The sequence below is a fragment of the Micromonospora sp. PTRAS2 genome (assembly GCF_054052245.1).
Map to the genome: position 1 here is coordinate 354328 of NZ_JBSWBU010000007.1, position 13871 is coordinate 368198.

The following is a 13871-nucleotide window of genomic DNA, read 5'->3' on the forward strand; positions in this document are numbered from 1 at the left end:
ATGAGACAATTGAAGCGACCAGGCCCCGGGGCGACCGCCGGTCGGAGTCGCCCCGCCCGTCGCTCGCGTGAAGGGTTCGCATGACGCAGCCAGCACGGTCCATCGCCGACAGCCACGACATGATCGAGGTACGCGGCGCCCGGGAGAACAACCTCGCCGCCGTCTCGGTGGACATCCCCAAGCGCCGCCTGACCGTCTTCACGGGCGTCTCCGGCTCGGGGAAGTCCTCGCTCGTGTTCGGCACCATCGCCGCCGAGTCGCAGCGGATGATCAACGAGACGTACAGCGCCTTCCTCCAGTCGTTCATGCCCAGCCTGTCCCGGCCCGACGTCGACTCGCTGCGCAACCTCAGCGCCGCGATCGTCGTCGACCAGGAGCGGATGGGGGCGAACTCGCGGTCGACCGTCGGCACCGCGGCCGACGCGTACGCGATGCTGCGCATCGTCTTCAGCCGGCTGGGGCAGCCGCACGTCGGCCCGGCCGGCGCGTTCAGCTTCAACCTCGCCGAGGGGATGTGCCCCACCTGCGAGGGGCTCGGCCGGGTCTCCGACCTCGACGTCGGACAGCTCGTCGACGTGGAGCGCTCGCTCAACGACGGGGCGATCACCGTGCCGAACTTCGCGGTCGACTCCTGGTACTGGCAGACGATCGTCGGCTCCGGCCTGTTCGACCCCGACGTCAAGCTCCAGGACTTCACCGCGCAGCAGTGGCAGGACTTCCTGCACAAGCCGGCCACCAAGATGAAGGTCGGCAACCACACCATCACCTACGAGGGCCTGGCGGTGAAGGTCCGCCGGCTCTACCTCAGCAAGGACAAGGAGCCGACGCAGCCGCACATCAAGGCGTTCGTCGAGCGGGCGGTGACGTTCGCGACCTGCGGCGACTGCGCCGGCACCCGGCTCAACCGGGCCGCCCTGTCCGCGCGGATCGCCGGCCGCAACATCGCCGAGTGCAGCGCGATGCAGATCAGCGACCTCGCCGCGTTCGTGCGCGGCATCGACGACCCGTCGGTGGCGCCGCTGGTGGGCAACCTGCGGGAGCTGCTCGACTCGCTGGTCGAGATCGGCCTGGGCTACCTCAGCCTCGACCGCGAGTCGGGCAGCCTCTCCGGCGGTGAGGCCCAGCGGGTCAAGATGGTCCGGCACCTCGGCTCCAGCCTCACCGACGTCACGTACGTCTTCGACGAGCCGACGGTCGGGCTGCACCCGCACGACATCGCCCGGATGAACGGCCTGCTGCTGCGCCTGCGCGACAAGGGCAACACGGTCCTGGTGGTCGAGCACAAGCCGGAGACGATCGCGATCGCCGACCACGTGGTCGACCTCGGCCCGGGGGCCGGCCCGGACGGCGGCCGGATCTGCTACGCCGGGGACGTCGCCGGCCTACGCCGCGCCGACTGCCTGACCGGCCGGCACCTCGACCACCGGGCGCGCCTGCGGGAGCACGTCCGCACGCCCACCGGGCACCTGCCGATCCGCGGCGCCGACCTGCACAACCTGCGCGACGTCGACGTCGACGTGCCGCTCGGCGTGCTGACCGTCGTCACCGGCGTGGCCGGCTCCGGCAAGAGTTCGCTGATCCACGGCTCGCTGCCCCGCCGGGAGGGGGTGGTCGTCGTCGACCAGTCCCCCATCCGCGGCTCCCGGCGCAGCAACCCGGCCACCTACACCGGCCTGCTCGACCCGGTCCGGGCCGCCTTCGCCAGGGCCAACAAGGTCAGGCCGGCCCTGTTCAGCGCCAACTCCGAGGGCGCCTGCCCGAAGTGCCGGGGCATCGGCGTCGTCTACACCGACCTCGCGATGATGGCCGGGGTCGCCTCGGTGTGCGAGGAGTGCGAGGGTCGCCGGTTCACCCCGCAGGTGCTCGCGTACACGCTGCGCGGCAAGAACATCAGCGAGGTGCTCGGCATGTCGGTGACCGAGGCGCGCGACTTCTTCCCGACCGGGCCGGCCCGGTCGGTGCTGGACCGCCTGGCCGACGTGGGCCTGGGCTACGTCGGCCTCGGCCAGCCGCTGACCACCCTCTCCGGGGGCGAGCGGCAGCGGCTCAAGCTGGCCATCCACATGGGCGAGAAGGCGCACACCTACGTGCTGGACGAGCCCACCACCGGCCTGCACCTGGCCGACGTCGACAAGCTGCTGGCCCTGCTGGACCGGCTGGTCGACGCCGGCAACACCGTGGTCGTCATCGAGCACCACCAGGCGGTGATGGCGCACGCGGACTGGATCGTCGACCTCGGCCCGGGTGCCGGGCACGACGGCGGCCGGATCGTGTTCACCGGCACCCCGGCCGACCTGGTCGCCCACGGGGACACGCTCACCGCCACCCACCTGCGCGAGTACGTCGGCCGGTGAGGCCGGGTCGGGTCCACCGCCGCCGTCGGCCCCCGGTGGACCCGACCCGCCCCTGGGCGGGCGCGCGGGGCTACCGGTAGACGGTCCCCGTCCCGGCGTCGCGGATGGCCCCGGACAGGTTGCCGGTGAGGTTGTTGCCCGGCCCCACGACCGTCGCCACGCAGCCCGGGGAGGCGATGTTCAGTCCGTACCGCTGGGTCCTGACGGCCTGGGAGTCGGTGGCCACGTTGCCGGTGACCACGTTGCCGGCGCAGGGCACCGCCGTCGCCGTGGTGATCCGGATGCCGTCGCGGCCGGCGGTGTCGTCGGCGCTGTTGGTGACCTGGTTGTCGACGAGGTGGTTGTCGTTGCCGCCGTCGACGTTGATCCCGTCCTGGCCGGCCTGGTCGATCCGGTTGCCGCTGACGACGTTGTGGTCGGCGGTCTTGTTGGGCTGGTCGGCGGTCGGCGAGGAGCGGTTGATCTGCACCCCGTGCCCGCCCACGTCGGTGATCACGCAGCCGGTGACGGTGTCCCCGCTGGTGGCCAGCAGCTCGATGCCGTCGCTGGCGGTGCCGCTGACCTGGCAGTCGCGCACCGTGTTGCCCATCGAGGTCCAGGTCTGGTTCTTGCCGTCGAAGACGATGCCCCGCCCCCGCGACGCGGTCACCCGCACCCGCTCGACCAGCATGTTGTTGCCGTCGTCGAAGTCGAGGGCATCGCTGGTGGTGCGCGGCGGGCCACCGGCCGACACGGTGAGGTCGCGGACCACCCCGCGATCCATCCCCTTGGTGTTGAACGGCTCCGTGTCCGCCGCAGCGGAGCTGGAGTTGCGGATCAGCGTCAGGTCCATCCCCGCCCCGGCGAAGGTGACGTTGCGCAGGCCCTCCAGCTTGAAGTACTCCGTGCCCAGGTCGAACGTGCCGGCGGTGAACGCGATAGTGCCGCCGCCGAGCCGGTTCACGTCGGCCGCCGCGCTCTCCACCACGCTCTTGAGGCTGCCCGTCCAGGTCTGCCCCGTCACCTCGGACACGGCGCTGTAGGTGGTGGCCCCGACGCGGCTGATCGTGTATGGCGACGGGTTCGGCGGCGCGGGGACGATCAGTTGCGGCCGGCGGGACCCGACGCCCTCGCGGCTGGTGAGCCGGAAGCCGGTGTCGTTGCTCGTGCTGAGCGCCAGGGTCACCGGCCCGTCCCCGGTGACCAGCGACGACACGTCGACGGAGAGCCAGGTGTCGGCGGCGGTCGGGCCGCTGCTGGCGACGACGGGGCCGATCGGCGGGGCGTTCTGGTAGGTCAGCGTGTCCTCCCGCCAGTCGTCGGCGGAGACGCCGTGCACGCTCAGCCCGGTGCTGCTCGCGGTCTCGGCGTACAGCCGCAGCACCGCCGACGGCTCGTCTCCCGCGCCGGTCACGTCGAAGCGCAGGTACGCGACCTGGCGCGGCGATCCGTCGACCCGCAGCGAGACGGCCGTGCCGTCGTTGCGGGTCGGACGGGCGGCATCCACGGTGGCGTCGGCCACGGGGGTCAGGGTCGCCGCCGCGGCCGGCGCGGCGGGCCCCGCCAGGGCCGCGCCGGCCAGCAGCAGGACCGCCACCACGCGGCCCGCAGTCCTCCGGTGTTCACTTGTCATGTCTCCTCCAGCCCCATATGCACGAGGTCGGGGCGACGCCCGGTCGGGACGCCGCCCCGTCAGCTGTCCACGGGCGCCTCCACGTCGTGGTCGGCGCCGCGCTGCGCCGGTGGCACCGCGCCGTCCGGCGAGCGCCGGCGACGGAGGAACACCCACAGCGGCAGCAGCGCGAGTACGCCGCCGCTGGCCACCACGGCACCCCAGGCGGGCAGGCCCCAGTGGTCGTCGTGCTCCTGCTGGCTGTCCATCGCCACGTCGTGGTCGATGTCGACTCCCAGCAGCTCCGCCAGCACCTCCAGGTATCTCGCGCCGAACCGCTCGCTCGGTTCGACATGGGTGTTCTCGCTGAACTCGTTCCAACTGATCACGCCGAGCGCGTCGGGTTGGGACAGCCGTGCCGCGGCGAAGGACGCCCGCAACGTCTCGCCGTCGCGGCGGTCCACCTCCCGCTGCCCGCCGAGTTGACGGCCGTCGTACCCGGGGGCGACCGGGGCGATCCACAGCCCGCCGTGCAGGTGCACCGCCCGGGACATCGCCGCCAGCCGGTCCCGGGTGCGGCCGCCGACCGGGTCCGCCGACGACCAGTAGTACGCGTGACCGTCGAGCGCCGTGCCGTAAGTCGCCACCTCCTCGGTCGACTTGGCGGCGCCGAGGACCAGCAGCCGCTGCCGTGCGGCGCGGACGGTGTCGGCGACCTCGGTGGCGGTGAACCGGTCGCTGCCGTTCCAGACGACCACCGGCTTGTCGAAGACGTCGAAGACCGGGTCGGCGGCGTACCGGTCGGCGAAGAGGCCGAGGTCGGCGCGGACGGTGGCCAGGGGCAGGGGCTTGCGGCTGAAGTCGAGCCCCTGGTAGACGATGCCGAGCCGGAAGTCCTCCGCCCGGGCCACCTCGACCAGCCTGGCCAGCCGGTCGTCGAGCTGCGGGGTGTGCTTCCAGGAGACCAGGAAGCCGGTCACCCCGGCCGCCTTGGCCATCCGCACATGCCGCCGCATGATCTCGGTGTCGTCGCTGGAGTACCGCCCGAGCTGCGGATAGTCGATCTTCGCCCGGTTCCAGGAGGTCGGGTTGAACCAGATGTAGTAGTGGGCGAGCACGGGCACCGGGGCGGCGGCGGACGGGGCCGGCGCGGGGCCGCCCGCCGCCCGGGCGGGCCGCGACGCGACCACGCCGACGACGGCGGCCACCAGCAGCACCGCCAGGACGGACCCGAGCCCGAGCCGCAGTGGCCGCCGCCACCGGCCGGTCCGCTGGTGCGCCGGGCGCGCCCGGCGGGGCAGCGGGATCCGCAGTCGCCGCCGCAGCGCCGGCCGGCCCACCAGGACCAGGCCGACGGCCACCCCGAGCACGCCGCACACCACCAGGGCCAGGTCGACGGCGCTGATCACGCTGAGCGTCACCTGCTGGTCGCGGCTGATGCTCACCGGCCGCCCGAAGGAGACCCCGCCGCCCAGCACGGTCACCGTGTAGGTGCCCCGGGGCAGGTCGGGCACCAGGACGGTGCCGTCGGCGGCGAACGGCAGCCGCTGCACGCGCCCGTCGGCGCGGGTGAGCCGGATGCCGTCGCCGGCCCGTCGGGCGAAGAACATGTCGTCGGCGGTGAAGGACACCTTGAAGAAGAGCAGCTCGATCAGCCAGTCCTGGCGTTCCCACGGGACGAACTTGTGGCCGGCCCGGTTCACCACCGAGGTGCCGTCGACCATGACGGTGTCGACCACGTAGTAGAGCTGCTTGGAGGCCAGGCCCCGGGGGCCCTGCTGGGTGCGGCTCTCCGCGACCCAGAGCGGCCGGGCCAGGTCCGCCCCGGTCAGCTCGATCACCTCGCCGGTGTTGCTGCGCAGCCGCATCTCGGTCACCCGGTCGACCGGGACCGGCGCGCCGTCGCGGTCGGCGTAGCGCCACGTGACGCGACGCTGCGTGCGCAGCCCCACCTCCACGGTGCGGCTGTGCACCCCGTGGTCGAGGCTGCCCCGGAACCGGTCGAGCAGCACCCGGCGGTCGGGGCTCACCTCGGTGGGCACCACCGTGAACCGCTGGTCCAGGCCGGTGAAGTTGCGCACCCGCACGCGCAGCCGCCCCTTGGGGTCGGAGCGGGCCGTGTTGCCGTCGACGGTGACGACCACCCCCTTGATCGGCGGCACCATCTGGATCTTCAACGTGCCGGGCAGCGCGGACGCGGGCGCGGCCACGGCGGGGGCCGGCAGGAGCAGCACCGCCAGCACGCCGAGCAGCAGCGGCAGCAGCCGCCGGGCGGTCACCGGTGCCTCCGCCGGCCGCGCAGCGCCGCCGCCGCGACCAGCGCCGCGACCAGGCCGACCGCGACGGCGTACGACGCGTAGACCGGCCGGGGGTCGGGACGGTGCACCGCCACCGGCACCCGCTCGGCGCTGAGCAGCACGCCGGGGCGCGGCGGCGCGGCGAAGTCGAACGCGCCCAGGAACGTCTGCGCCTTCGCGTCCCGGCTGGCCAGCGGCTTCACCCCCCAGTTGACCTCGATGAACTTCAGGGCGGAGGTGAAGTCGAGGGTGGTCGAGTCGACGTACCCCCGGCGGGCGTACGGGCTGACCAGCAGCGCCGGCACGCGGAAGCCGTAGCCGTAGCGGTCGACCTGCGGCGGGGTGACGTGGTCGTACCAGCCGCCCCAGTCGTCGTAGGACCACAGGAACGCCGAGGACGACCAGTCCGGGGAGCGCATGAGCTGGGTGAGCAGCGCCCGGACGAGGTTCTGGCCGGATCCGATGTTGCCGGGCGGGTGTTCGCTGTTGCCGGCCGGGGCGATGAAGGACACGGCGGGCAGGTCGCCCCGGGCGGCGTCGGTGTAGTACTCGTCCAGGTCGACGATCTTGCTGGACAGCCGGGGGTCGTCGACGTAGCGGGCGTACGCGAGCAGGGGCACCCAGATCACCTGCGCGCCCCGGTCGATGTTCTCCTCCTCCACCCGGGACCGGAAGGTGATCGTCGGGTCGTAGTTCTGCACGTAGAACTTCCAGCTGATCCCGGCCGCCTCCAGCCGGTCGAAGATGGTGGGGATGTCCCCCCAGCCCTGCGCCGGGATGGTCTCGGCCTTGCCGGCGGCGCCCGGCCCGCCGGTCACCCGGTACATGTGGTTGCGGATGCTGCCGGAGTTGGAGGAGCTGAAGAAGCGGTCGAACAGCACGTACTCGTCGGCGATGTTCCAGTAGTAGGGCAGGTCCCGCTCGTCGTAGTAGGCCATCGCCATCCGGCCGTCCTTGCCCTGCTTGCTCACCCCCTCGACGAAGCCGTCCATCCGGCCGCCGTTGTACTGGACGCGGAACGCCTCGGCGGAGTGGTCCAGGTCGATCGCGCCGAGCTTGCCGATGTGGAACGGCGTGACGCAGGGCTCCGGCACGCCCCGCTTGACCGGCATGCAGACGTCCTTCGGGTATCCGTCGACGCCGGGTCGGGTGCCGAAGTAGTTGTCGAAGGTGTGGTTCTCCTGCATGAGGAAGACGAAGTGCTCGACGGGCGTGGTCGTGCGGGGGGACGGGGCCGGCGCGCCGGGGGCCGGGGCTGACGCGCTCGGGGTCGGCGCGGGTCGGGCCAGCGCCGCCGCCGGGCAGGCCGACAGGGCCAGGCCCGCCAGCGCCACCACGAGCGACGTCCGGCGGGCCCACCGCGGCACGGCGGCGGACGGCGGGACGGGGGTCGGACGGATCATGGACGCACCTCGTAGACGACCACCACGGGCACCGGCGTCACGCGACCCGAGGCGCCGGTGGTCCCGACGTACTCGGTGTGCACGACCCGGCCGTGGTACCGGCGGACGAGCGTCATCAGCCGGTCGGCGAAGAAGGGGGACCGCCGCGCGGAGAACGAGTCCCACACGACGTAGTGCAGATTGTTGTTGCGCAGCCACCCGTCCGGGTTGTTCAGCGGCACGTAGGACGGGTTGCGGTGCAGCGGGTTCGGGCTAACCGACAGGCCGTAGCTCTGCCGCTGGCTGTAGAACCGCACGATGTTCGACATCGAGGGGCCGAGGGTGAGGATCACCGAGCCCTCCGGGGTGTGCTCGGTGATCCAGTGCCCCGCCTCCCGGCCGCCCGGCACGCCGCCGGAGCCGGCGAGGAACGTCGAGCTGCCCTGGTGGCTCACCGCGTCCCAGGACGACGCCGCCAGGGTCGAGGCGACCAGGGCGACGGCGGCCAGCCGGACCAGCCAGCCGGCCCGGGCCGGCACCGGGCGGGCGGGACCGCCCCGGCCGGGCCAGCGCAGCCGCGTCGGCACCGGCAGCAGGACCAGGGCCCGCGCGCCGAGCAGCACCACCGGCACCGCCACCGGCAACAGGTACTGGAAGCCCTTGACCGGCCAGAGCTGGAAGAACACCACCGGCACGGCGATCCACGACAGCAGCAGCGTCTCCCGCCAGCCGTTGCGCCTGCGGGCCCACCAGAGGCCGCCCGCCGCGGCGACGAGCAGCAGCACGCCCATCGCCGTCGGCACGTTCTCCAGGTAGAACGACATGGGATGGTTGGGCCGGCGGAACAGCTGCCACACCAGGTAGTTGCGGCCGCTGTTCGACCCACCGGCGAGGGCCTGGGATACGGGGTGCGCCGCGAAGACGACGGCGAGCACCGGCAGGGCCAGCAGGGTGGCCCGCACCGGCCGCCGCACGCGCGGGGTCAGCGCCAGGAACGCGTAGACGCTGCCGGCCAGCACGACGCTGGTCTCCTTCGCCAGCATGGTGAGCCCGAGCATCCCGGCGGTGGCCAGATACCAGGCCAGCTCCTGCCGCTGGACGTAGCGGACCATGCAGTAGAGCGTCAGCGTGCTGAGCAGCACCATCGGCCCGTCCAGCAGGATCTGCCGGGTCACGATCACGTGGTACGGCATGACCGCGAGCAGCAGCGCGGCGAGCAGCCCGACCCGGCGGCCGTAGAGGCGCGCCCCGAGCGGGTACACCGCCAGGACGGTGAGCACCCCGATCGCCGCGACGACCCACCGGCCGCCCATGCCCACCTCGCCGACGCGCAGCAGCGGGGACAGCAGCGCCTGGAACAGCATCGGGTGCGCCCGGAACACCGGGAACAGGTCGGCGTAGCCGGGGTTGCCGGCCAGGGAGGCGGCCTGCCCCGCGTACACCACCTCGTCGCTGTTGAAGCCGAAGAGGTCGATCCGCCAGGACCGGACGAGCAGGGCCAGCCCGCCGATCGCGGTCAGCGCGGCGGCCACCGCCCACCGGCGGCGGGTCAGCGCCGGCAGCCACGCCGCCGGCGGCGGGATCCGGCGGCGGGCCGGGCCGTCCGGGTGGTCCCGGCGCTGGCCCGGCACGACGGCCGTGACCGCGTCCGGCTGGCTCACGCGGGCTCCCCGGCGGCCGTCAGATCCCCGCTCCAGCGCGGCCACGCCTGGGCGGGCACGACGCGGGTCGACGCCGGCCCGCGCTCGCCGCGCAGCAGCCGGGGGATGTCGTCGGCCCAGCCGAACCGGTCGGAGATGAGCACCCGGCTGCGGACGTGGGACAGGAAAACGGCCAGGATCTCCCGCTCCCGCAGGCGCAGCTCCGGGTAGTGCAGGCCGTCGATGGCCAGCGACGGCGCGAGATACCGGAAGGGCGGGAAGCCGTACGCGTCGTCGGTGTTGCGGATCATCCGGGTGACCGTCTCGTCGTGGTCGAGTTCGCTCATCGCGGGCCGCCCGCGCTCGATGACGAAGAGCTCCTCGACCCGGGTCGTGGTGCCGATGCGGCACGGCACCAGCCGGTCGACGCTGTACTTCGGCGGCGGCACCAGCAGCTGGGTGACGGCGTTGATGCCCATGATCGGCAGGTTGAACCGGGCCAGGGTCAGCGCCAGCGACCGGCCGCCCTTGGAGTGCAGCCGGCTCTGCCACTGCAACCGCCGCCACTCCCGGGGCGTCAGGTCCTGCGCCTGCACGGCCCGCAGCGTGTGCGCGCTGATGGTCAGCGGCTTCGGGAAGCAGGTCGCGGTGCCGTCGGGCCGCACGATCGTCATGTCGTCGGAGAGGAACAGCCCGCCGTGGTCGCGCAGCAGCCGCAGCACCGTGGCGGTCTTGCCGGTGTCGGTGAGCGCGGAGAGCATCACCCCGACCCCGTCGAGGGTCACGCAGGCCGAGTGCAGCAGCATGTGGCCCCGGGCGACCATCACGAACCGCAGCAACGCCTCGACGATGTTCGTGTAGACCACGTGCGGGGACCGGGCCAGCAGCGGGCCCACCTGGATCTCGATGGGCGAGCCGAGCTGGATGCGGAAGTTCGCGCCCAGGCGCCCGAGCTGCTCCTCGTAGCGCAGCACCGACCGGTCGGCGTACTGGGTCATCGCGGCGCGGCGCTGCGGGCCGCGCCCGCCGACGTCGCTGACCCGCACCGCGATGTCCACGTCGGCGTCGGCGACCCACTGGGCGCGGAAGAACTCCAGCTCCGGCAGCATGATCTGGGACCCGATGGTCACCACCCCGGCCACGTCGTAGCGGTACTTGAGGTACTGGTAGCGATGGCGCGAGGGCGGGGTGACCGCCTCGGCGGCGCCGGAGGCGATCAGCAGCCGGACCGGGTCGCGCCGACCACGGTCCAGCGCCGCGTAGATGACCTGGTCGTTGACGAGGAAGCGGACCAGGAACAGCGCCGCCAGGGTCGCCGCGTTCGCCACCAGCACCCCGACGCCCGCGAACACCAGGGCCTGCAGCACGGGCAGCCGCAGCAGCAGCAGGACGTTGTTGAGCAGGAAGAACCGCACCGCCCGGGCGGGCAGGGAACCGACCCGGGTGCGCCGGTAGATGAGGTTGTCCACCAGCAGGAAGTTCCACGAGGTCGACAGCTGGGTGGCCAGCGCCGCGCCCAGCAGGTGGTGCAGCCTGGCGGGTTCGTAGAAGAACCAGAGCGCCGCCGTGTTCACCACCATCCCGGAGAGCCCGACCAGCCCGAAGCAGACCATCCGGACGAGCTGGCGCACCCGGTCGGCCGGGGTACGCGGGCGACGCCGGATCTGCCCGACCAGCCGCCGGCCGCGCAGCCGCGACAGGTGCCGCAGGAACGTCACCCCCTCCCGCAGGGACGCCTTGGACCGGCCCTCGTGCCGGGGCGCCATCTCGTACGCGACCTCGGCCACCCGGGCGCCGGGATGCCGCACCAGCAGCTCCAGCAGCACCTTGAAGCCGAGCGGGTTCATCCGGTCCAGCCGCACCGCCGCGCGCCGGAACGCGAAGAGGCCGCTCATCGGGTCGCTCACCGTCGCCAGCCGGCGCGGGAACATGGCCTTCACCAGCCGGGTGGCCGCCGACGAGGTGGCCTCCCGCAGCGGGCCGTCCAGGCCGGCGCTGGAGCCCCGGCCGGCATACCGGGTGCCGATCACGACGTCGACGTCGTGCCGCATGGCGACCGCCGCGAGCGTCGCGGCCGACTCCGGCGGGTGCTGCAGGTCCGCGTCCATGACCAGGACCCACTCGCCGAGGGCGTGCCGGGCACCCAGCAGGACGGCCCCGCCGAGGCCGCCGGTCCGCGCCTCCGGCGGCCTGTGCAGCAGCCGTACGGGCACCGGGGCCTCGGCGGACGCCACGGCGATCACCCCGTCGGTGCCGTCGTCGCTGTCGTCGACGAACAACAGCTCCGCCCGCAGGGGCGCCAGCAACGGGGCGAGGCGCCCCATCAGCACGGGGATGTTCTCCGCCTCGTTGCGGGTCGGCACGATGACGGTCAGCCGGGGCGGTGGCGCGTCGTCCGGGGCGCGCAGCTCGCGTGGCCGCGGCACCGACTCTTCTCCGACGGCCTGCCGTGCGCGGGCGTCCGGCCCGTGTCCGATCATGGGTAACCTCTCCAGCCTCCGGTTCCCGAGCAGCCCGGAGCCATTCACAGTCATTGGGAGAAACGGCAGAAGAGCGCAGGAATGCGATTCACGTACGCGGTGCGACGCCGACAGAATTCGTCGACTCATAAGTTCGCTCGGGTACGGCAGAGGCTATGGGAAATGGCCGGGAAAGGTCCAACGCCTGAACAGTCGGCAAATTGACATAGCCATTATGTGCAGGGAGATATCCGGTACACGAAAGCCGAGCGAACGATAAAGGCCAAACAATGAGGTCCCCTATTCGTGCGCCCACCCGACCTGCTGCAACTTCCACAAGAATGCCGCGACGCCGAATGGGAAAAGAATTCCCTTTCGGCGTCGCGGCTCACGGCGGGATGCGGTGACCGAATCGCGGGGCGGCCCGGGCACGGAGACGGTCAGCGGGGGGCCGCCACCCCCGCGCCCGGCCCGCCGACACCGATCCCCGCACTCGACGGCAGTTGATCGTGCAGGTCGCTGATGAAGTCGGACCGGCCGGCGCCGCTCCAGTCGCACCACGTACCCGCCGGTGCGGGGCTTCGGCAGCCCCGGGAACTCTCGATCGCGGTCCCCTCGCCCCACTCGTTGTAACTCGTCACCAACTGCCAGGGCGCCCCCGAGGCGTTCATCCGGGCCAGCCCCGCCCGCCAGCGCGCCCGGTCCCGGGACAGGAACGGCGCCTGCCCGTACGGCGATCCGGCCTTCCAGAACCCGGGCGAAACCGTGTACGAGCCCTCACCGGGGGCACCGCTGAAGTCGTGTTCCGCCCGGGCCGGACCGTACTGGTGCCACCCCGCCACCCGCGCCGTCGCAGGACAGCCCGCGTAGCCCGGAAAGACCTTCAGGTTGACGAGGACCGTCTCCCCGAACCGCCGCTGGAGCGACGACTGGGCCTGGGCCCAGCGGTCCACCGTGGCGCAGCCCTGCGCGGTCGTCAGGTCACCGGCGTTGTACACGAAGACGGGCATGCCCCGGTCGGGCAGCACCGCCAGCGCCGAGCCCTGCCCGCCGTAGGTGGCCCGAAGGTAGTGCAGGTCGTCGGCGATCCGCTCGGGCGTCGGGTCGGACGTGCCCTCCGGCTCGTAGTAGGGCGCCCAGCCGAACCCGGTGCCCTGCGCGGCCCGGACCATCGCCGGCCAGTGCCGGTCCGTCACCGTGCCCCGGCCGAACCACGACGCGATACCCATCGCGATCCCGCCGTACCGCATGTCCGCGACCTGAGCCCGCACCACCGACTCCTCGACGGTGTACCGGCCCCGCGACGGCACGTAGTTGGTGAACGGGTCCAGGCCCTGCTGCCGCCAGGCCTCCGGGAACCACGGATAGTAGAAAGCCGCCCTGATCACCGTCGGCGCCCGCACCACCAGGCGGAAGACGACGGTGTGCCGGGCCGCCCCGCCGGCACCGGCGACCACCACGTCGTACGTGCCGGCGCGGGTGGACACCGAGGTCCGCACGGTCAGCACGGCCGACCCGCCGGCGCGGAGCACCGCCGGCTCCACGGTCGCGGCCGTCCCCTCGGGCAGGCCGCCCACCGTGAGGGAGACCGGCTGCGCCGCCCCGGTCGTGACCGCCGTCCGCACCGTGGCCTGGACCAGGCTCCCGGCCACCGCCGAGGCCGATCCGGGCACCACGGCCAGGGAGAAGTCGTCGCCGACGGCCGGGCGGGACACCGTGCTGCCCGCATCCGACCGGACCGGCTCAGCCGGTCGCGCCGGACCGGCGGCGAACTGGCCGCACGCGACGAGACCTACGACCAGCACCGCGGCACATGACATCAGCCCGCTCCCGCCGACGTGGGGTCGACCAGGCTGCGACCCGTCATCAGACAGAACGCAGCAGACCGACGAACGCAACTCCCCCCGGCCGAAGGAAGGGCCCCTTGTTAACGCTTTCTGTATAGGAGGGGCCCCTTCCTAACACTCGGCTGGGTGAGGTGGAGACGCCGCCGGCCGGGCCCCGTGTCAGGGGCCCGGCCGGTGGGTGGCGTGCGTGGGTGTGTGGTGTCAGCTGTTGTTCCAGTGCTGGGTGACGAGGTCGGCGGCCTGCTGCTCCCACTGCGCGTACGCGTCGGGGTAGGCGGAGACCTGCACCGTCTGGGCGGCG

The 13871-nt window shown here is 72.8% G+C and carries 7 protein-coding genes; 1 reads left to right on the forward strand and 6 read right to left on the reverse strand.

Features of this window, described 5'->3' with window-relative positions; genetic code table 11:
- Positions 1–80: 80 nt before the first annotated feature.
- Entirely contained in the window at positions 81–2354 is a 2274-nt protein-coding gene (locus tag ACVMYR_RS22940) for an ATP-binding cassette domain-containing protein (protein WP_457122690.1), read from the forward strand.
- Between the two features lie 70 nt (positions 2355–2424).
- Here the strand turns inward: ACVMYR_RS22940 and ACVMYR_RS22945 are convergent, their stop codons facing one another.
- The 6 genes from ACVMYR_RS22945 to ACVMYR_RS22970 form a co-directional block, all read right to left on the reverse strand.
- A complete protein-coding gene (locus ACVMYR_RS22945) occupies positions 2425–3966 on the reverse strand; it encodes a CBM96 family carbohydrate-binding protein (protein ID WP_077940149.1) in 1542 nt (513 codons plus the stop codon).
- 59 nt (positions 3967–4025) lie between these two features.
- Positions 4026–6224 (reverse strand): glycoside hydrolase family 71/99 protein, encoded by a 2199-nt coding sequence (locus ACVMYR_RS22950; protein WP_228986219.1) that lies wholly within the window; start codon positions 6222–6224, stop codon positions 4026–4028.
- Positions 6221–7645 (reverse strand): phospholipase C, encoded by a 1425-nt coding sequence (locus ACVMYR_RS22955; RefSeq protein WP_396791899.1) that lies wholly within the window; start codon positions 7643–7645, stop codon positions 6221–6223. Before ACVMYR_RS22955 ends, ACVMYR_RS22950 begins: the two co-directional genes overlap by 4 nt.
- Positions 7642–9285: a glycosyltransferase family 39 protein gene (locus ACVMYR_RS22960; protein WP_396791901.1), complete on the reverse strand. Its 1644-nt coding sequence runs from the start codon at positions 9283–9285 to the stop codon at positions 7642–7644. Before ACVMYR_RS22960 ends, ACVMYR_RS22955 begins: the two co-directional genes overlap by 4 nt.
- A complete protein-coding gene (locus ACVMYR_RS22965; protein WP_457122691.1) occupies positions 9282–11690 on the reverse strand; it encodes a glycosyltransferase in 2409 nt (802 codons plus the stop codon). Before ACVMYR_RS22965 ends, ACVMYR_RS22960 begins: the two co-directional genes overlap by 4 nt.
- A 473-nt stretch (positions 11691–12163) precedes the next feature.
- Entirely contained in the window at positions 12164–13543 is a 1380-nt protein-coding gene (locus ACVMYR_RS22970) for a glycoside hydrolase family 71/99 protein (protein ID WP_144082837.1), read from the reverse strand.
- Positions 13544–13871 lie beyond the last annotated feature (328 nt).